General features: G+C 49.9%; 17 protein-coding genes. 1 reads left to right on the top strand and 16 read right to left on the bottom strand.

Features of this window, described 5'->3' with window-relative positions; all coding sequences use genetic code 11:
• Nucleotides 1-54: 54 nt before the first annotated feature.
• The 16 genes from I6G83_RS14560 to galU form a co-directional block, all read right to left on the bottom strand.
• Nucleotides 55-1,044, bottom strand: coding sequence for a glycosyltransferase (locus I6G83_RS14560; RefSeq protein WP_054304888.1), 990 nt, complete (start codon nucleotides 1,042-1,044; stop codon nucleotides 55-57).
• The gene (locus I6G83_RS14555) at nucleotides 1,041-1,997 is read right to left on the bottom strand and encodes a polysaccharide pyruvyl transferase family protein (protein ID WP_072186055.1); all 957 of its coding nucleotides are present in this window, start codon (nucleotides 1,995-1,997) and stop codon (nucleotides 1,041-1,043) included. Before I6G83_RS14555 ends, I6G83_RS14560 begins: the two co-directional genes overlap by 4 nt.
• Before the next feature lie 2 nt (nucleotides 1,998-1,999).
• Entirely contained in the window at nucleotides 2,000-3,481 is a 1,482-nt protein-coding gene (locus tag I6G83_RS14550) for an MOP flippase family protein (protein ID WP_054304890.1), read from the bottom strand.
• A gap of 202 nt (nucleotides 3,482-3,683) precedes the next feature.
• Entirely contained in the window at nucleotides 3,684-4,517 is an 834-nt protein-coding gene (locus I6G83_RS14545; protein ID WP_054304891.1) for a glycosyltransferase, read from the bottom strand.
• 142 nt (nucleotides 4,518-4,659) lie between these two features.
• Nucleotides 4,660-5,556 (bottom strand): glycosyltransferase, encoded by an 897-nt coding sequence (locus tag I6G83_RS14540; protein ID WP_054304892.1) that lies wholly within the window; start codon nucleotides 5,554-5,556, stop codon nucleotides 4,660-4,662.
• Between the two features lie 161 nt (nucleotides 5,557-5,717).
• Complete coding sequence (rfbD, locus tag I6G83_RS14535) at nucleotides 5,718-6,584, bottom strand: dTDP-4-dehydrorhamnose reductase (protein WP_054304893.1); 867 nt, start codon at nucleotides 6,582-6,584, stop codon at nucleotides 5,718-5,720.
• The gene (rfbC, locus tag I6G83_RS14530) at nucleotides 6,584-7,117 is read right to left on the bottom strand and encodes a dTDP-4-dehydrorhamnose 3,5-epimerase (protein WP_054304894.1); all 534 of its coding nucleotides are present in this window, start codon (nucleotides 7,115-7,117) and stop codon (nucleotides 6,584-6,586) included. The genes rfbD and rfbC overlap by 1 nt, the downstream gene beginning before the upstream one ends.
• Before the next feature lies 1 nt (nucleotide 7,118).
• Nucleotides 7,119-7,988, bottom strand: coding sequence for a glucose-1-phosphate thymidylyltransferase RfbA (gene rfbA / locus I6G83_RS14525; protein WP_015671650.1), 870 nt, complete (start codon nucleotides 7,986-7,988; stop codon nucleotides 7,119-7,121).
• Between the two features lie 22 nt (nucleotides 7,989-8,010).
• Complete coding sequence (rffG, locus tag I6G83_RS14520) at nucleotides 8,011-9,078, bottom strand: dTDP-glucose 4,6-dehydratase (RefSeq protein WP_054304895.1); 1,068 nt, start codon at nucleotides 9,076-9,078, stop codon at nucleotides 8,011-8,013.
• A gap of 22 nt (nucleotides 9,079-9,100) precedes the next feature.
• Nucleotides 9,101-10,504 (bottom strand): undecaprenyl-phosphate glucose phosphotransferase, encoded by a 1,404-nt coding sequence (wcaJ, locus tag I6G83_RS14515; protein ID WP_054304896.1) that lies wholly within the window; start codon nucleotides 10,502-10,504, stop codon nucleotides 9,101-9,103.
• A 61-nt stretch (nucleotides 10,505-10,565) separates the two neighbouring features.
• Complete coding sequence (locus I6G83_RS14510; protein WP_054304913.1) at nucleotides 10,566-11,474, bottom strand: glycosyltransferase family 2 protein; 909 nt, start codon at nucleotides 11,472-11,474, stop codon at nucleotides 10,566-10,568.
• 145 nt (nucleotides 11,475-11,619) lie between these two features.
• Nucleotides 11,620-13,794 (bottom strand): tyrosine-protein kinase Wzc, encoded by a 2,175-nt coding sequence (gene wzc / locus I6G83_RS14505; RefSeq protein ID WP_054304897.1) that lies wholly within the window; start codon nucleotides 13,792-13,794, stop codon nucleotides 11,620-11,622.
• A gap of 17 nt (nucleotides 13,795-13,811) precedes the next feature.
• Entirely contained in the window at nucleotides 13,812-14,246 is a 435-nt protein-coding gene (locus tag I6G83_RS14500) for an arsenate reductase/protein-tyrosine-phosphatase family protein (RefSeq protein ID WP_054304898.1), read from the bottom strand.
• Between the two features lie 20 nt (nucleotides 14,247-14,266).
• On the bottom strand, nucleotides 14,267-15,403 hold the full coding sequence (locus I6G83_RS14495; protein WP_015671644.1) for a polysaccharide export protein: 1,137 nt from the start codon (nucleotides 15,401-15,403) through the stop codon (nucleotides 14,267-14,269).
• Between the two features lie 265 nt (nucleotides 15,404-15,668).
• Complete coding sequence (locus I6G83_RS14490) at nucleotides 15,669-16,562, bottom strand: UTP--glucose-1-phosphate uridylyltransferase (protein WP_054304899.1); 894 nt, start codon at nucleotides 16,560-16,562, stop codon at nucleotides 15,669-15,671.
• 47 nt (nucleotides 16,563-16,609) lie between these two features.
• Nucleotides 16,610-17,509, bottom strand: coding sequence for a UTP--glucose-1-phosphate uridylyltransferase GalU (galU, locus tag I6G83_RS14485; protein WP_054304900.1), 900 nt, complete (start codon nucleotides 17,507-17,509; stop codon nucleotides 16,610-16,612).
• 672 nt (nucleotides 17,510-18,181) lie between these two features.
• Here galU and I6G83_RS14480 point away from each other — a divergent pair.
• Nucleotides 18,182-19,765 carry a TerC family protein gene (locus tag I6G83_RS14480; protein ID WP_054304901.1) on the top strand — a complete coding sequence of 528 codons (1,584 nt, stop codon included), beginning with the start codon at nucleotides 18,182-18,184 and terminating at the stop codon, nucleotides 19,763-19,765.
• Nucleotides 19,766-19,797 lie beyond the last annotated feature (32 nt).

The following is a 19,797-nucleotide window of genomic DNA, read 5'->3' as shown; positions in this document are numbered from 1 at the left end:
ATCTCAAATGGCCCCGAAAGGTAAAACCTTAACCGGGGCCACTCCGTTGCGCATTTAAGCGTAGATAATTCTATTTATTCGGCGCTTGACGAACGATGTCAGCTTGTAGAGACGCGGACAGTTATCCGCCAACGTCACAGCCAGCGACGTGTTCCGCCTTTTCAACTCATTAAACTGTTTTGCAACATCGGCGCTCAACGTCACCTTGTCATTTTTAACAATGTTAAGAATCGAGATAATGTTGATAGAAATCCGATCGCTGAGATGTTTGCGATTTTTGGCATCGCTGGCATTGTCCCGCAATTGTTCCAGCGCTTTAATCCCCGCAATATACCCAACGACGTTACGCTCACCGCGATTGGTTTGCATAATCGAACCGGCGCGAACCCTGCGTTTGAACAAGATAGCGCGGGAAACGGCAACTTTTCCGGCCTTAAAGAATAAGCGTGGCGTAAACTCTTCATCTTCATGGATGATCGGTTTAAACCAAATGTTATTCTCCGTAATCAGCGCTGAGCGAAAAATATACATCCAGGCGTTCGGGTAGAAAGAGCCATAGCCGGACATGGTATTAAACGCCGAAATTGCATCAGGGAATACCCTGTCCATTTTCCGGTTATAAAATGGCAGCGGCTGCTGTACCGTCGGCGCCGAGTCGAAAAATGAATTGGCCGAGAAGCAGAAAATATCCAGATCGGGATGGCTGCGATAGGTATTTAAAAAGGTTTCCAACAGCGTTGGCACCGCAACATCATCCGAATCAAAATAATAGGTGAACTCCCCGGTAACATGACGACTCCCTTCATTACGCGCTTCGCCCAACCCATGGTTAGTGGTATGAACAATTTTTACGTTCTCAAGGTGACCGTACAGTTCATCCAACAGCTCACCCGAGCCGTCGGTAGCGCCGTCATCAATAATGATCACTTCGTACGGCGCGACGGTTTGCGCCAGGATGGAGTCCACCGCTTCCTGCACGTATTTTTTGACGTTATATACCGGTATAACGACGGAGATTTTAACCTGCTCGTTTGCTACTGTCATAATTTAACCAACTCACAGCCAGGCACGCCTTTGGTCCAGGATTCATAGTACCCCGAGTTTTTACCGTAGGAGTTATCAATCAGCTGAGTATTCATTTTCAGCAGGCAGCACAGGATATGGCCGTGCATACGTGAGGTAATCACCGAGTCATGCGACATAAAACGTTGGTTAACGCGGTCCACCAACTTATCGGTATATTGATACCACATGCTGTTGGTCGGGAATAAATTACCCGGGATCTTGCGGTTCAATTTTTCAAACAGGTGCATAAACTTCATAAAGCGGCGATCGGCATCGGTGCAGATATCATGCCAGTCGACAAAATTGTTAGGATCGGCTTCTGCGCCCAGCGCGGACAGATCCGTTTTTTCAATATCGCGACGGATCATCCACATCGCCTTTTGCTTGATATCACCGCTTTTCTGCTGCGGGAAAACGTTCCACAGCGATTGCGCCATATCCGGGCAAAGGAAGACGTTGTCGCAAAAATGCTCTTTCAGAATCGCTTCGCTGTTGGTATCGCGACAGAAGATGGTCAGGTTCGGATGCTGTTTGAAGATTGCGCCGGACTTAAGCAGATTAGCTTTGTCTTTAAAGTGGACGGTCTGCGGCAAGATCACGACCTGATTGTTCCGGTACTTTTTCACCACGGCTTCACGCAACCGCTGATGGGCAGGGTAAAGATCGCCAAAGTTACCGCCGCCGTGCAGTACAATCACCACATGTTCAGGAATTGAGTCGGTTTTCTCGACAAAACTCATGCTGGTATGGTCGGAGTGGCGCGTGATGACCTTATAGTCATTTTCCTTGAAGAACTGCTCTGCGCCCTTAAGGATTAATAGGTCACCAACGTTCAAATGCAATGGATAGTCTAGATAAATAATTTCGCTACCGCGAGGAACCACCTTCTCAATAACAGACAAATTGTCTTTCAAAACTTGCATTCTTTCCATCTTTAGCATTCCACTCTAAATATTTTACGTAATTTTTCGCTTTTGATCAGTTGTAACTTCACCTCATTAATTAGCGGTGCTTTACTGAAATAAATGACCATAGCAAAAGCAAAAAGACCAAACAGTATTTGCGAAAATAACGTTACAACCGTTGATACTGTCTCAGGCATAAAGTAGCCAATACACCAACTTACCACCACCGTAGGTATGGTTAATTTAAACGGCAACCATAAACTATTAATATATTGGCGATAACTTTCTCCAAGCACTGGTTTTATCAGGATAAAATAACTCAGGTAGGTATTAATGGCCTGCACGGTCAGGAATGCCAAGGCGACGCCAATCGCCCCGCCGAGCTTAACGCCAAGCATCATACTAGGAATAAACAGTAACGTTTTAAAAACGTTAAACTTAAAACTAATATCAACACGGGCCTTCGCCATCAGCAATGAGCCAATCGGGTTACCAATAGAGCGCAGCAGGCCCACGACGCACAGAATTTGCAATATCGGCGTAATAAACTCCCAACGCTCGCCGAAGACAAACAGTACAAAATTATGTGAAACCACCATCAATCCCAGCAGCGCGGGGAAATTAATAATCCCCACCAGGGAAAGCAATTTATAGAACGAGTCCTTAAGTTTGGCGCTATCATCCTGAATCTTGGCAAACGCAGGAAACAATACCCGCGTGATGATCGGGTTCAGCTTGGTTGGAGGCATAACGGCGACATTATAGGCCAAATTATAACCACCGGTAACGATCGTTCCCAGACTCCGCGCCAGAATAGCCGTTGACACGTTGGTATTAATAAAGTTTACCAAACTGTCCGCAGTTAAATAGGCGCCGAATTTAACGTTGGATCTGATCTCAGAAAACGCGAAACGCAGGCTGGGACGATAAATTTTTCTCCCGGCATAGGCGAACAACAGGGTTCTGACGGAGGCATTAATCAAATAGCCGTAAATCGCCACGATAGCGAATGGGTAAACGGTGGCAAGCGCCAGCGTCGCCACAAATCCCAGCAGATAAGAGAACGACTCGATTTTACCGATACTGGCAAAGTTAAGCTCTTTTTGCATCAGGGCACGGAACTGCTGCCCGTGGGGAATCAGTAAAAAGGCGACGGAGATGAGTTGCACCAACGGCTCCAGCCCAGGCGCATGCAGCGCATTGGCAATCACGCCGCTCAGGAGAAATGTCGCTGCGCTGACCGTAAAACCGATGCCCACATTCAGCCAATACAGCGTGGTAAGCTGGGTATTGGTAATGTCTTTTTTCTGAACGATTGAGTTAGAGATCCCGAAATCGGAAATCGTATCAGCCAAAGCAATAACAACCATCGCGATGGTTAATAAACCAAACTCGCTGCGGTCAATCATTCGCGATAACAATGTCATCTGCAAAAAGCTCAGACCGATAATGATTACCGTTGAAATGGCGGACCACTTAGCCCCTCGGACCGTTTTCTCGCGTAGACTCATAGTGATTTTATGACCTGTAATATTCCCATCTTGAATTTACGCTGCGCGTAAATTCAAGGTCGGTTTCCTTGCGATTATTTTCAATAAATAATCTTGGCATAAACAAAAATAGCCTTTGTCATGGATATGTATGGTCATATCACAGCTACCGCACCAAGCATTAGCTTGCCAAGGTTATCAAACATGATATCAATGGATTTATTTATTTTTTCTCAACAAATTTGACCCAGGCAAGCTTGGCCAATGCATACGGCAACGCCCGCCATTTATAACGCCAGGCGACGTCAACATCATTAATGGCCGAATGCCAACGCGCCCAATAAGGCACATCCTTACGTTCGCCGTTCCATCCGCGGCAGTGATACGCCGTCACATCGTTATAAACAGACACGCCCCATCCCTGCCGCTTCAAACGCAGAGACAGTTCAATATCTTCTTTATACATGTAGTAGGAGCTTTCAAAACCAACCTTGCCCTGCTTATCACGGCACTGCAGCAAAGCCGGCACGCGCAGCAGCATAAATGCGCCGCACACCGCGTCAACCGCCGTAGGTTGTTTATCCAGCGTCGATACCGGCTGGTTGGCATCGATGTCATACCAGCGTCCAACCGGGCTGCAGGCAATCCCTACGGAGTCAAAAATTGGCAGCGGCTTTTTCTCATCGATATTAAAACGGATCAGGGGTACGGAAAATAATCCCACCTGTTCCTGCTCTTTCGTCGCGGCAAAGGATAACAGGCGATCCAGGTTTGTCCCTTCAATATGGGCATCAGGATTAAGCAGCAGTACCCAGTCATAAGAGGCGGCATCGAACATGGCCTGGTTGTTACCGGCCACAAAACCCACATTGTTGGTTTTCACCACATCCAACCGGTGCTTACTCTGTATTGCATCCAGATAATCGCTGTTCGTTGAACCTGAATCAATAATTCTAACGACGATGTCATTTTGTGATGACTCTAACCCGTCCAGCACCCACTGAATATGTTTTTGGCTGTTGTAGGTGACGATCACCACCAAACATTTCTGCGACATTTTTACACCTTAAAACTTAGATTATATTTTTCAGAGCAAGGATGACATCATGAGATAAATCCGCACGGCATTAAGCCTCATCCGCACTGGCCAAATCCATTTTAAAATCATTTACTCAGAGATAAACACCTCATGCTCAGGATTATGATTTAATCAATCCAAGATTCAAATTCATCTTATTAAGAAGATATTTTACAATATACTTTGGCGCTGTTTTCTTCACCGTCCAGTAGAGGCTTTCAGAAAGCGATGCGCTTTTATCGCTGGACGCCACGATAAACTTCATAAACTTGGCGTCATCACCTACATAGATATTCTGATTGCGCTGCAGCAAATCGTTCAGTGCGCTGCTGAGAGGGTAACTCTTGGATACCCGCTGCTCATTTTTGGCATGGTCATGATGCATCAGGTACTTATATTCAGGGAAACGCTTGAACGGGCCATGGGAATACGCCAGTCGCAACCAGGTGTCCCAATCCTGCAAGCGGCGTACGCGGGTATCAAAACCGCCGATTTCCTGCAAATTCTTGGTTAACGTGAATATCTGGTTCGACGCGATATTATCAAAAAGCAACGCGCGATAGTCGGCAACCAGGGGCTCATCCTGTTTGTAATAAATATTGTGTGAGCCGTCTGAGTAAACCTCTTTAAAGTTACAGCACAAAAATGAATATTGATCATCCCAGTTTTTCACCAAAAATGAGATGCGATCCGGGGTAAACTCATCATCGTCATCCAGGCCGGCAATGAATTTACCGGATGCGGTAAAGATGCCAAGATTCCTGGTGGCGCAGGCTCCCATATTCTTTTCATTACGCAAATAGTGAACGCGTTCGTCTTTGGCGCACAGTTCCGCCATATAGTCTGCGGTGCCATCAACCGAGGCGTCATCACAGACCAGCACTTCGATATTAGGATAGTCCTGATTCAAGACGGATTGAACCGCTCGTTTCAACCGATCAACGCGATTGCAGGTTGAGATATAAATACTGACCTTAGGCAATGCATCCTGGTCAATAACACCTGATTCAGCAGTCATAGTACCTCTAAATATTCCTAATTCATTCGGACATGGCCTGTTTTCTATAAAACAGACGATATTGGGCCGCGCATAAACAAAACCAACGTGCGCAACCCAATATCCCCTGGCCATTAATCCGGCCAGGGTTCGGTCATGCTTCTAAAAATATTTTACCCAGACTACTGATTGTTTTTGATATCAATCAATACCTTACGCAACCCCTCTTCCCAAGCGGATGAGGCAATGCCGGCGGCATTTATTTTACGGCAGGACAGGGTTGAATATTGCGGTCTTTCCGCCGGCGTCGGGTAGTCAGCCGTGGTAATCTCAGCCACCTGCGGCACCTTGCTGAGCAGCTGCAGCTGCTGCGCATGCGTAAAGATCGACTTGGCGAAATCACTCCAGCTTACTTCTCGATCGCCGCAGAAGTGATAAACGCCGCCCTCGGCATTTTGCTTCAGCAGATCGATAATTGCCTGTGCAATATCGCCGGCATAGGTCGGGCAACCGCGCTGATCGGCCACAATGCCCAAGCTATCGCGGTCTTTCGCCAAACGCAGCATGGTCTTAACGAAATTATTGCCGTATTCGCTAAATACCCAGGCGGTGCGGACGATCAATGATGCGGGTAAAATCTCTGCAACGGCGATTTCACCATCCAGCTTGGTTTGCCCGTAAACGCCCAGCGGGTTGGTCGCATCGGTTTCGCTGTAGGCGACGCTGGCCTTACCGTCAAACACATAGTCGGTGGAGACATGCACCAACCGAGCGCCGGCTTCTTTCGCCGCCAGCGCCAGGTTTTTCGGCCCGACAACGTTAATCAACGCCGCCAGTTCACGATCCTGCTCCGCCTTATCAACCGCCGTATAGGCCGCCGCATTCACGATAGCATCAGGCTGAAACTCCGCGACCGCCGCTTTGACCTTCTCTAAATCGGTGATATCAAGTACATCGGCGTCCGTTGCCCAAACCTGCCATCCTTCAGGAAGGCGATCCTGGAAACAGCTGCCCAGCTGGCCTTTCGAGCCCGTCAGCAATACTTTCATTACGCCAGCTCCTTGAGCAACTTGCCCACTTTGTCTTTTTCAGACAGCAGCGGATTATCGATTGGCCATTCAATACCTACCTCTGGGTCGTTCCACAGCAGGCAACCTTCGTGGCTAGGGTTGTAGTAATCGGTGCATTTGTACTCAAAATCGGCAATGTCAGACAGCACGACAAAACCATGCGCTAGGCCCGGCGGCACCCAGAACTGGGTTTTATTCTCTTCGGACAGGATGACCCCTTCCCACTGGCCGAACGTCGGCGAGCCAGGACGAATATCCACGGCGACATCAAAGACTTCGCCACGCACCACACGCACCAACTTGCCCTGCGGGTTTACCTTTTGGAAATGTAAACCGCGCAGCACGCCTTTGGCAGAGCGTGAATGGTTATCCTGCACAAAATCGAGGTCAATATTCAGCATTTCCTGGTAGCGCTTTTTCTCGAAAGTTTCCAGGAAAAAACCGCGCGCGTCGCCAAATACCTTCGGCTGGATAATTTTGACGCCGTCAATTTTGCTATCAGTTACTTGCATGTTACTTCTCCCGGATGATATGTGCGAGGTATTGCCCATACAGCGTTTTACTCAGGAGCTTGGCCTCATCGGCAACCTGTTCGCGTGACAGCCAGCCCTTGCGGAAAGCGATCTCTTCCAGGCATGCCACCTTGAAACCCTGGCGCTTTTCAATGGTGTGAATAAACTGCGACGCCTCGATCAGGCTGTCGTGGGTGCCGGTATCCAGCCAGGCAAAACCGCGCCCCAGCAGCTCGACATTCAACTTGCCCTGATCCAGATACATCTGGTTCAGCGTGGTGATTTCCAGTTCGCCGCGCGGAGAAGGTTTTACCTGCTTCGCCATTTCAACCACGTTCTCGTCATAGAAATAGAGGCCGGTCACCGCCCAGTTGGATTTTGGCACCGCCGGTTTTTCTTCCAGCGACAGCGCACGGAACTGATCGTCAAACTCAACCACGCCAAAGCGTTCCGGATCCATCACCTGGTAGCCGAATACGGTGGCACCTTCATTACGCGCCACCACGTTTTCCAACTTGGCGCCAAAGCTCTGACCAAAGTAGATGTTGTCGCCCAGAACCAGCGCGCAGCGATCGCCGTTGATAAACTCTTCGCCAATCAGGAATGCCTGCGCCAGGCCGTCCGGACTTGGCTGGATTTCATAGCTCAGATTGATGCCGAAGCGGCTGCCGTCGCCCAACAGGCGCTGGAAGGAAGGCATATCTTCCGGCGTGGAAATAATCAGAATATCGCGGATCCCGGCCAGCATCAGCACCGAGATCGGGTAATACACCATCGGCTTATCATAGATAGGCAGCAGCTGTTTTGAGACACCGCGAGTGATGGGATATAAACGCGTGCCGGAGCCACCCGCTAAGACAATACCTTTCATGTTGAAACTCCTTACTTAAAATTTAACGGGTCAGGCCCAGACGTTCACCGGCATAAGAGCCATCTTTAACGCGGCTCCACCAGGCTTCATTTGCCAGATACCATTCCACGGTTTTTCTGATGCCGCTTTCGAAGGTTTCTTGCGGTTTCCAGCCCAGCTCACGGTCAATTTTGGATGCGTCGATCGCATAGCGCATATCGTGACCAGGACGGTCGGCAACGTAGGTGATCAGATCTTCATACAGGTTGACGTTCGCCGGCTTGTTCGGCACCAGTTCGTCCAACAGACGGCAGATGGTTTGTACAACCTCGATATTCTTACGTTCGTTATGACCGCCGATGTTGTAGGTTTCGCCAACCTCACCTTCGGTAACGACTTTGTACAGCGCACGCGCGTGATCTTCCACATACAGCCAGTCGCGGATCTGCGCGCCGTTGCCATACACCGGCAGCGGTTTGCCGTCCAGCGCGTTCAGGATGATCAGCGGGATCAATTTTTCCGGGAAATGATAAGGACCATAGTTATTTGAACAGTTGGTCACGATAGTCGGCAGCCCGTAAGTACGCAGCCACGCGCGCACCAGATGGTCGCTCGAAGCCTTGGAAGCGGAATATGGGCTGCTTGGCGCATACGGCGTGGTTTCCGTGAACAGGTCGTCGGTACCGTGCAGGTCGCCGTAAACTTCATCGGTAGAGATGTGATGGAAGCGGAAAGCCTGCTTCGCATCGTTGTCCAGCGTATTCCAATACTGACGCGTTGCTTCCAACAGGGTGTAGGTACCAACGACGTTGGTTTCAATAAACGCGGCCGGGCCATCGATTGAACGGTCCACATGGCTCTCTGCCGCCAGGTGCATGACCGCATCAGGTTTGAACTCGCTAAAGACGCGATCCAACTCCGCACGGTTACAGATATCAACGTGCTCGAATTTAAAACGGGCGTTGTCAGCCACCGTTTTCAGCGATTCCAGATTGCCGGCATAGGTCAGGCTATCCAGAACCAAGATTTCATCCGCGGTATCGTTAATAATATGGCGGGCCACTGCGGACCCAATAAACCCAGCACCACCGGTAACGATAATTTTCATAATATCCTCAATCTTGAACTATCAACTAATAAGCCGACTTATTGATAAAACCTTTGAAAACGGTCAGGAAAATAATTTTTAAATCCATCCACAAACTCCAGTTCTGGATATAGTAGAGGTCATATTCAACCCTTTTTTCCATTTTCTCCAAAACATCCGTTTCTCCACGCCAGCCATTTATTTGGGCCCAGCCGGTAATACCCGGTTTCATTTTATGGCGCAGCATATATCCCTTGATCAGTTTGCGGTACTGTTCATTGTGTGCAACGGCGTGCGGCCGTGGACCAACAATAGACATATCCCCTTTGATCACATTGAAAAACTGCGGCAGCTCGTCCAGAGAGGTTCTGCGTAGCAGGCCGCCAAACGGCGTAATACGGCTATCCCCCTTTTTCGCCTGGATAACCTTATCGCCGTTTTCCATCACGGTCATACTGCGGAACTTCCAAACTTTGATCGCCCGCCCGTCAATGCCGTAGCGCAACTGTTTAAACAGCACCGGTCCCGGTGAGGTGACCTTGATGATTAAGGCAATCGTCAGCAATACCGGGGAGATGAAAAGCAGAATACAGGTTGAAAATATGATGTCTTCAATACGTTTCAACACCATATTCACACCGCTCATCGGCGTGTCATATAAAGAAATCACCGGCACGCCGTAGATCATTTCACTGCGCGAGTGCAAGACATTGAAGGTAAAGATGTCCGGTATCAACATGACGGTACATGTACTGTCAGCCAACGCAGAGAGGATATAGTTAATCTCTTTGGACTGCTCCATCGGCAAAGCAATATAAACCCTATCAATATTATTTTCGTTCACCTGAGCAATCAAAGCATCAATATCGCCCAAATGATTCATATCGAGTTTATCGTACCCCTGCACCTGCCCCGTCGTCGAGAAGTACCCCAACAGATTCAGCCCCAGCCACGGCGCATTTTTAATGCTTTCGGCCAAATGCACGCCGGAAGCAAGATCGCCAATCATCACAACCTTACGGTTGTTATAACCGACCTTACGCAAGTGTCCCAGGATGACGCGAATGAGGCTACGGAAAAAGACGAACAATACTAATGAGAAGAATGACCATAAAGCATAAAACTTGATGGTGATATTAATCTCATTAATAAAGGCAATAATACCCGCGGTGAAGATTACGCTGAGCAACCAGTTTCTTAATAAAAACTGCAGCTCCAGACGGAAACTTACCCCTCGCCACGAACGATAAAAATCGGTCATCCCACCGATCATCTGGAACAGCACAAGACAGATTAAAGCAACAATGCCGTGAACAAGGCCGATTTGCTGATGACTGATATACCCAACCAGCATCATACCAAGCAGCATGCTGAATATATCGGAAAATCGCTGTAGCATTGAGATAATGGAAGCGTTGGAGTGAGTCATGCTTCTACTTGATTCATTCATTATGTGTCTCTTTCCCCATTAATCTACCAAGCCGATATGAATCCACGCTGGTTTAGATTCATTATTTCCAAAACCGGCTATGCATACTTAATTTTGGCAACCATTTCCGCGGCAGCTTAGGATACTTCATCCCCAACTTATAGCCCACGATCTTCAGAAAATTGTGCACACAAGCTCGAGGTATCCATAGCGGATGATTTTTTAATAAGAAAGATAACTCAGATTTAATAAAACGCATCCCTTCACCGCCAGCTCCACCAAACTTATCTCTGATCCAGGACTCATCATAGTGAAAGACACCAATATCAAAATAGCGCTTAAACTCTTCAAGCGGCGTGTAGTTATGAGAGTGGCGAACTTCAGCGCCGGCGCAATAGCTGACTTTATAACCTGCCATCACCGCCTTGGCGGCAAAATACATATCTTCGGAAAGAATAGTGTTCGAAGGAAAACCACCCAACTCTTTAAATACGGAGGTACGATACGCAGCAAAAGAATTAGACGTGAAAACGGTTTTTATACCCAGTCTTTCTTTATCTTTAAATTCGCTGGTATAGCTCTCCGCGCTATAATTAAACATCCTGGCATGCGTAGCTAAAGGGTTCGCATCCTTATGAGGAAGTTGTCGTCCATACGCACAGGCCACTTTAGGATCGTTGAAGACCTGCGTAATCTCATCCAGAAACCCTGGCTGCGGGATCGCATCCTGGGTGAGAAAAATTATAACATCGGCGCGATCAATATTATTTTCAACGGCCTGATTTCTGGTTCCGCCATGATTGAAATCCTTAGAATCAATAGACAGCGTTTCGAAATCATGCTGTTTTGCAATAGCCAGCGTATCATCCTTACTGCCTGAGTCTACGACATACACCACGGCCTTATTAAGATTGAATTCCGATATTCCGTCAGCGGATTCCTGCCACACCTTCCCCCCATTATATGTGGGAATGGCAATTAGATATTTCATCGTGATCACCCGATCTTTATTATATTGCAATATATGACATGCAATGCTCTCTATGCAAGAGAGACAACAAATCTTGGATAGTTAATTAGATTTTTTAGGATAACGGCTGGCTATAGAATTATAGCCAGCTTTATACAGGAGAGATTTATTTTTCAGAGTCGTAGTTATAACTGTAGTTATCGTAACCATAGCTATAATAATTCGACAGCTTGCGCACCACGGCGTTCAGAATGACGCCTTTAATCTCAATGCCATTCTGTTCGAAACGACGGATACTGACTTCGACTTCTTTAGGGCTGTTCAGCTCAAAACGGGCCACCAGCAGTGAAGTACCTGCATGCTTACCGATAATCGCCGCATCGGTAACCGCCAGAATCGGCGGCGTATCCACCAGAACCAGATCGTAGTTTTCAGACGCCCATTTCAGCACCTCTTCGAAACGGCGGTGCATCAGCAGTTCAGAAGGATTCGGCGGGATCTGACCGCGAGAAATAAAGTCGAACACATTGGACTGAGTATGCTGTACGGCTTCATTAATCGACAGTTTGCCCGACAAGACATTGGACAGGCCCTGTTTACCATCGGCGCCGATCAGTTCGTGCACATAACCTTTACGCATATCGCTATCGATTAACAGCACGCGCTGACCCGTTTGCGCCACAACGGCCGCCAAGTTGGCGCTGATAAAGGTCTTACCGATGCCAGGGCTGGCGCCGGAAATCATCAGCACATTATTTTTGGCTTCCATCATCGCAAAGTGCAAACTGGTACGCAGGCTGCGAATCGCTTCAATCGCCAGGTCAGCCGGGTTACCGAATGCCAGCAGCGAATCGGCGTCCGCATTTTGTTTCCGGCCTTTGATTTTAGAAATCAGCTCCATATCGCGCTTACGCTGCCATTCGGAAAGCGGAACGCTCGCATAGACATTGATGCCCATCTCTTCAAGCTGCTCAGGGCTTTCGATACCGCGATGCAGATAGCTGCGCGCCAGAACATAGCCGCAGGACACCATGCCGCCCAGAACCAGGCTCAACAGCATGATGATCGCTTTGCGCGGCTGTACCGGGCTGTCGCCGGTCATCGCACGGTCAACGATACGCACGTTGCCGATGGTGCTGGCTTTCGAAATGTTCAGCTCTTGCTCACGGTTAAGCAGCTGCATGTAGACTTCTTTACCGGAGTCGACATCACGGCTCAAACGCACCACTTCCTGCTGTGTTTCAGGCATCGCGTTTACCCGCTTGTTCAAGCGATCGCGCTCTTCTTCCAGCGTCTTACGCTTTTCAAGCAGGGAGCGGTAAGCCGGGTGCTCTTTGGTATACAGTTTGGAAATATCAGCTTCTTTGAAGGTCAGTTCATTCAACTGCCCTTCCACCGCTACGATGCTATCAAGAATAGATTTCGCTTCCATCGTCAGGTCAACGGAATCTTTCTGCTGACGATAGTGGCTCAATTTATCTTCGGCGCCATCCAGAGAAGCACGTACCTTAGGCAGCTGCATACGCAGGAAGACCAGGCTTTTCGCATCTTCTTCAGATTTACGCTCAATATTCTGTTCCAGATAGTTACGCGTGATGCTATTTAGAATTTTTTGGATCATCACCGGGTTGTCCCCGGTCAACGTCAGCCCCAGGACGCCGGTATCTTTACCCTGGTCAACCACTTCATACTGATCGGCCAGCTGATTGATGGCTGACAGATAGGTTCTGGAAGTGATGGTAAAGGTCGTGCCCGGTTCAGCAACGATATCGCTGACCAGGATAGATACGCCTTTTTGCTGCGCAAACACGCCGACTTTACCTTTGAACAACTCGTCACCATCCTTGCTGATGGTGTAGTCCGTTGCGCTGTCGACGGTCAGTTTGAACGAAGGGGAAGCCCAGCCTTTCGGCAGCGTCAGCTTGGACACCGACAGCTGACCGGGATCCTTATGCATCAGGCGTGCAAATCCGCGGCCAAGGATCGGGAAGTAATCCTGTTGAATATCCGTGGTCAGATTAAGATCTTCAACGGTTTTCCCCAGAATCATACGCGACTTCAGCAGTTCGATTTCCGGCGCTGACTGCGGCTGGCCGGAAGGCAGCATCTGGTTGATGTTGCTTAACAGCTTATTACCGACATTTTGCTCAACCTGAACAATCGCGTTAGCGCTGTATATCGGCGTTGCAAACAAGCAATAGATGATGCCGAAGGTCAGGAAGATGGCGGTAATACCAATAATCAACCAACGATTGTCAATCAGCTCGCCAACCAAACGTCCAATATCCAGCTCATCCGAACTATCGTTTTGAGACACATTAACTCTATTCTTATCTGCCATTGGTAATCCTGATTGACTTAGCGGCTTAAAGCATGAGCCCATTTTTGGGCTGATTTATCAAGAAGCTCATACACAAACTCGAAGGCTTCGCGGGATTGCCTATAGGGGTCAGCGATTTCTCGCTGTCCAATCCAGTGCCCATAAAGCATGGTTTTTCCCCTGACCTCAGGCGCCAAACGGCAAACGGAATCAATATGTTCCTTTTCCATCACCAGAATCAGATCATATTCACGGCACATTTTTGATGTGAGTTGCCGAGCCTGGTGACCATCAAGTGACGTGCCTCGCTGCAGCGCGACATCTGCAGCCGTAGCATCCGCGGGTTTATCAACCAACGCCCCCAAACCGGCAGAAGCGATTTCTTTATTCGGCAGTAGATTTTTCAGCAACCGCTCCCCGGTTGGGGAGCGGCAGATATTGCCGACACAAACGACCAATATCGAATTAAACATAAACGTTACCTATCTACACACTACGGCCAATTACGAATACGCAATGTCCCTTCGGTGAGGTTGTTGAAACCAGAGATGGTCGGCACCAGCTGGCTGATGACGCGGTTCCAACGAACGACAGGCGCTGTCGTGACATAAACGATATCGTAAGGCTGCAGATGGAATTCGGTACCCATTACCATCGCCGCCGCATCGGACGCATTGAGCTGATAGATATTCGCCAGTTTGCTGCCTTCGGCACCGCGTAACGGACGAATCACAAAAATACCGGTCGCGTCGGAGAAAGATTGATCCATCCCTTCCGCATTGCCCAACGCTTCGGTCAACGTCATACCGCTGCGGTCCATCTTCAGGGTGGTCTGTTTTTTCACCTCACCCATCACGAACACTTTCAGATCGTCATTGCGCGGGATATAGAGGATGTCGCCCGGGTACAGCAGATGGTTTTGCGTCAGGTCGCCTTTTTGCATCAGCGCCTGCAGTGAAATACGCTTCTCTTTGCCGTTATGCGTCAGGATAACGTTGCGCCAGTCGGCGTTCTCTGACAAGCCGCCGGCGGCGTTGACGGCATCCATCACGGTCAGAGGCACGTTGGTGATCGCCTGCTGGCCGGATTTGGACACTTCGCCGGTCACATAAGCTTTTTGCGAGCGGAACGCGGCGACGCTGACGTCAACCTGAGGGCTTTCAATATATTGCGCCAGGCGGTTGGTGATATCGGTACGCACCTGCTGCAGGGTTTTACCCGCAACCTTCACTTTACCAATATAAGGATAGAAGATGGAGCCGTCGGAATTTACCCAGTTGCCGGTATCGCTGGCGCTACGGTACTGACCCGCAGGCGTGGTCAATTCAGGGTGATCCCAAACGGTCACCATTAACACATCGCCAATACCAATCCGGTACTCGTAGTTCTGCAACTCACGTTCCAGCGATTTATTAGGCTGCGCCACGACGCTCTGCGGCCGCATTTTATCAACCAGGCGTGGCGTCAACGGATAAATATTGACCAGTTTATCGAGGTCGTAGTCGCTATCCTGCTGCTTAACAACATCTTTTCCGCTGGTAGAAAGGTGGGAGCCGGGGAAAACCGTACAGCCGCTAATCACACTGATCGATACCAAAAGAGGTATCAGTTTCCATTGTTTTTTTGCCATCGAGTTATCATCACTTTCAAAGTAAACATGTATGCTGTGCCAAGTCCCCTGCCAACCATGGCGCCATTACGGCACTCAGCAAAAATGAAGAATTTGTCAAAATTCCGCACATGCATTTACCAAAAATGCAGTGCGTTGAGCGTTCATTGAAACCGAACTTGCTATTATCAGTCGCCGTCCGGTACGGCGGCTGCGTACTCGCCGAAACGGCCCCGGACAGCACCTAACTATAAAGCTTATTCCATGTTACGCCAGAATAAAGTTATTAAAGTACCTGCTGCTCGGCCCACGCGCGGAACGCCTTGCCCTGGGTCGGGTGGCGTAAACCGTAGGTGACAAATGCGCGTAAATAACCCATTTTTTCGCCGCAGTTAAATGACTGCCCGACCAGTTCGGTGGCTTCCACCGGTTGCTGGCGCAGCAGCTCGGCAATCGCATCAGTCAGCTGCACACGACCCCAGGCACCCGGCTCGGTTTTTTCCAGAATAGGCCAGATATCGGCGCCAAGCACATAGCGGCCCACAGCGGAATAGTTAGACTTTAACTGCACATCAAGGCCCGGCTTTTCAATAATGGACGTCATCCGTGAAGTCTCGCCTGGTTTCAACGTATCCGTTTCACATTCAACAACCGAATAATCATGCAGCACATGTTCGTCTGCTGCCTGCACCAGCACCTGACTAAGCCCCGTCTGTTCAAAGCGGGCAATCATATGCGGCAGGTTATCCTTGCTCAGGTCAGCTTGCGCATCGTCAAGCAAGACATCCGGCAACAGCACGACGAAAGGAGAATCACCAACCAATGGCTTGGCGCACAGCACCGCATGACCCAGACCTTTTGGCTGCCCCTGACGAATGTGCATCAGCGTCACCCCTTTCGGCGTGATTGACTGCACTTCATCAAGCAGCTGGCGTTTAACGCGTGCTTCCAGCATCGCTTCCAGCTCAAACGAGGTATCGAAATGATTCTCAATGGCATTTTTGGACGAATGCGTAACCAGAATGATCTCGTTGATCCCGGCAGCTACGCATTCATTAACGATATACTGAATGAGCGGCTTATCGACGATCGGCAACATTTCTTTTGGAATTGCCTTGGTTGCCGGCAGCATGCGCATGCCGAGGCCGGCAACGGGAATGACAGCTTTCAACTTCGTCATGGTAATCCTCTTTCAATCTTGTGATCGTTTTTAAGCCAACAGCGAAACTATTTGCTTTCCAGGGTCTGTTTCAGCCACTGGCTGAAGCCTTCGCCCTCGGAAGTATGGCGCAGGCCATATTGTACGAAGGCCTTCATATAGCCCAATTTATCACCACAGTCGTGCGACTTGCCACTCATATGGAAGGCTTCCACGGTCTCCTGCCCCATCAGCATGGCGATCGCATCGGTCAGCTGGATTTCGTCGCCGGCACCCGGAGGCGTTTTCTCCAGCAGCGGCCAAATGTCCGCCGACAGCACATAGCGCCCGACGACGGCCAGGTTAGAAGGCGCTTCCTCACGGGCCGGCTTTTCCACCACCGCGGTCATCGGCGCACTTTCGCCGGCAGCCAGAGCCGCGCCGCCGCAGTCCACTACGCCGTATTTGGACACGTCCTTCTCCGGCACCGGCTCAACCATAATCTGGCTATAGCCCGTCTGCTCGAAACGCTGCAGCATTTTAGCCAGGTTCTCTTTACGCAGATCCGCCGTGGCATCATCCAGCAGAACATCCGGCAACAGCACGACGAAAGGCTCATCACCCACCATCGGTTTAGCGCACAATACCGCGTGACCCAGGCCTTTAGCCTGACCTTGACGCACCTGCATCACCGTTACGTCCGGCGGGCAGATACCCTGAATTTCCGCCAACAGCTGGCGTTTGACCCGCGATTCCAATACCGCTTCCAATTCGAAAGAGGTATCAAAGTGGTTTTCAATCGCATTTTTGGAAGAGTGGGTAACTAAAACAATGTCTTTGATTCCAGCCGCAACGCATTCACTGACAATGTATTGGATCAACGGTTTATCAACCACCGGCAACATTTCTTTAGGAATAGCTTTCGTTGCAGGCAGCATACGCGTACCCAATCCGGCTACCGGAATCACTGCTTTCAGTCGTTTTTGCATGCTTTAATCCACCAACAAATTACAAAATAAGAGTCACGGTTACAGGCTAAATCAGCGCTCCAGCGAGCAACATCGGAAAAGTCCATGTCATGGCAGCTAACCCGTTAACTTCTCTTGATGAAGAAGTCTTCAGACACGCTACCGCCCTTGGCTTTCAGCTACCAATGCACTGTAAACACGTTCATATGGCAAACGGATGGTTCTCATCGCGTTTGGTCAGTCAACTCAAGTGCTCTGTGGCATTTAATGCCGAGCAAGTCACAAAAAAGTAAAAAAGCTCTACGCCCTTTATAACGAAACGGTGATACTTGTTCACTTTTATATATGGCTAAGATTCTTATACTAATGACTAACTGAAACAAGCCTTAGATAGGTTCAGACAAGTCTTTTCAGAATAAGACTACTTATTGCCAGAAATTCTAAGGTTTTCTCCATTCAATACGCTTATAACTTAATGATAAACATAATGTTATTCCGGCATAAAATCGTTAAAAAGCTCATTGATTGAGCGCTAATCGTGCGGATAATCATCAATTGTTTTCAGCACCTGCCAGGTTGCCTCCCCCCGAATTTTCCCTTCCCAGTCCAGCTTCACAGTTGAATTTTTCCGATGCTGCACGCATCCTTTTTTAAGGGGATAACTCCCGTAAACTCAAAGGGGTAATCAGACTTATGGAATGGATCGCCGATCCAACAATCTGGGCGGGGTTAGCCACGCTGGTGGTGCTGGAGATCGTCCTGGGGATAGACAACCTGGTGTTTATCGCCATTCTGGCGGAGAAGCTCCCCAAAGAGCAGCGCGACAAGGCGCGGGTGGTCGGCCTGCTGCTGGCGTTGCTGATGCGTCTGGTGCTTCTCGCCTCCATTTCCTGGCTGGCGACCCTGACCAAACCCCTGTTTGCCGTACTCGATCATCCGTTCAGCGGCCGCGATCTGATCATGCTGGTCGGCGGCATCTTCCTGCTGTTTAAAGCCACCATGGAGCTAAACGAAAGACTGGAAGGGAAAGACGAGGAGCAGCACGGCCAGCGTAAAGGCGCTCGCTTCTGGCCGGTAGTTGCGCAGATCGTGGTGCTGGATGCGGTCTTTTCGCTGGATTCGGTGATCACCGCGGTTGGCATGGTCGATCATCTGGCGGTGATGATGCTGGCGGTGTGTATCGCCATCGGCCTGATGCTGTTGGCCAGCAAGCCGCTGACGCGCTTTGTCAACGCGCATCCCACTATCGTGATTTTGTGCCTCAGCTTCCTGCTGATGATCGGCTTTAGCCTGGTGGCGGAAGGCTTCGGCTATCACATTCCGAAAGGTTACCTGTACGCCGCCATCGGCTTCTCGGTCATGATTGAGGCGCTGAATCAGCTGGCGCAGTTTAACCGTCGCCGCTTCCTGTCGCAGGTACGGCCGCTGCGGGAACGTACGGCGGAAGCCGTATTGCGCATGCTAAGCGGCAAGCATGAAGATGCGGAAGTCGACCGCGACGCCGCGCAGCTGATCGCTGACAGCGGCGAGGGTAAAGAGATCTTCAACCAGCAGGAGCGCCATATGATTGAGAGAGTGCTGGGGATGGCGCAGCGCACCGTCAGCAGCATTATGACGTCGCGCCATGATGTCGAATACCTTGAACTCAACGACCCGCAGGAAAAGCTCCGGCAGCTGTTGGAAAGAAACCTGCATACGCGCATCGTGGTGGCGGAAGACAGCGCCAGCGACGAGCCGCTCGGCGTGATTCACACCATCGACGTGCTGAAACAGCAGCTGGCTCAGCAGGAACTGGATCTGCGCGCGCTGATCCATCAACCGCTGATTTTCCCGGAGCAGCTGACGCTGCTCGGCGCACTGGAACAGTTCCGTCAGGCACAGACCCACTTCGCCTTTGTCGTCGATGAGTTTGGCTCAGTGGAAGGGGTGGTCACCCTCACCGACGTGATGGAAACCATCGCCGGCAACCTGCCTGAAGCCGGTACAGAGCTGGATCCGCGCCATGACATTGAGCAGTTGGAAGACGGCAGCTGGGTCGCCAACGGCTATATGCCGCTGGAAGACCTGACGATTTATCTGCCGCTGCCGCTGGAGGAAAAACGGGAATATCATACGCTGGCCGGGCTGCTGATGGAGCATTGCCAGCGTATACCGCAGGAAGGCGAACAGCTGACTATCGGCGATTATCTGTTCGAACCGCTGGTCATCAACAGCCACCGCATCATCAAGGTGAAAATCACCCCGCTGCAACAGCCGGATCCCGATTACGAGGTGTAAAACGCCGGGCGAGCCACACGCCCGGCGCTATC

Source organism: Serratia rubidaea, assembly GCF_016026735.1.
Lineage (GTDB): Bacteria > Pseudomonadota > Gammaproteobacteria > Enterobacterales > Enterobacteriaceae > Serratia_B > Serratia_B rubidaea.
The sequence above is the reverse complement of the archived record's forward strand: the minus strand, read 5'-3'. Positions and strand labels throughout refer to the sequence as shown.

Excerpts from the sequence above, each read along its gene's own strand:
- wcaJ (WP_054304896.1), bottom strand. The coding sequence starts at position 10,504 with ATGAATGAATCAAGTAGAAGCATGACTCACTCCAACGCTTCCATTATC.
- I6G83_RS14510 (WP_054304913.1), bottom strand. The coding sequence starts at position 11,474 with ATGAAATATCTAATTGCCATTCCCACATATAATGGGGGGAAGGTGTGG.
- I6G83_RS14480 (WP_054304901.1), top strand. The coding sequence starts at position 18,182 with ATGGAATGGATCGCCGATCCAACAATCTGGGCGGGGTTAGCCACGCTG.
- I6G83_RS14500 (WP_054304898.1), bottom strand. The coding sequence starts at position 14,246 with ATGTTTAATTCGATATTGGTCGTTTGTGTCGGCAATATCTGCCGCTCC.
- I6G83_RS14545 (WP_054304891.1), bottom strand. The coding sequence starts at position 4,517 with ATGTCGCAGAAATGTTTGGTGGTGATCGTCACCTACAACAGCCAAAAA.
- I6G83_RS14560 (WP_054304888.1), bottom strand. The coding sequence starts at position 1,044 with ATGACAGTAGCAAACGAGCAGGTTAAAATCTCCGTCGTTATACCGGTA.
- rfbA (WP_015671650.1), bottom strand. The coding sequence starts at position 7,988 with ATGAAAGGTATTGTCTTAGCGGGTGGCTCCGGCACGCGTTTATATCCC.
- rfbC (WP_054304894.1), bottom strand. The coding sequence starts at position 7,117 with ATGCAAGTAACTGATAGCAAAATTGACGGCGTCAAAATTATCCAGCCG.
- I6G83_RS14495 (WP_015671644.1), bottom strand. The coding sequence starts at position 15,403 with ATGGCAAAAAAACAATGGAAACTGATACCTCTTTTGGTATCGATCAGT.
- I6G83_RS14550 (WP_054304890.1), bottom strand. The coding sequence starts at position 3,481 with ATGAGTCTACGCGAGAAAACGGTCCGAGGGGCTAAGTGGTCCGCCATT.
- I6G83_RS14555 (WP_072186055.1), bottom strand. The coding sequence starts at position 1,997 with ATGGAAAGAATGCAAGTTTTGAAAGACAATTTGTCTGTTATTGAGAAG.
- rfbD (WP_054304893.1), bottom strand. The coding sequence starts at position 6,584 with ATGAAAGTATTGCTGACGGGCTCGAAAGGCCAGCTGGGCAGCTGTTTC.
- I6G83_RS14490 (WP_054304899.1), bottom strand. The coding sequence starts at position 16,562 with ATGACGAAGTTGAAAGCTGTCATTCCCGTTGCCGGCCTCGGCATGCGC.
- I6G83_RS14540 (WP_054304892.1), bottom strand. The coding sequence starts at position 5,556 with ATGACTGCTGAATCAGGTGTTATTGACCAGGATGCATTGCCTAAGGTC.
- galU (WP_054304900.1), bottom strand. The coding sequence starts at position 17,509 with ATGCAAAAACGACTGAAAGCAGTGATTCCGGTAGCCGGATTGGGTACG.
- wzc (WP_054304897.1), bottom strand. The coding sequence starts at position 13,794 with ATGGCAGATAAGAATAGAGTTAATGTGTCTCAAAACGATAGTTCGGAT.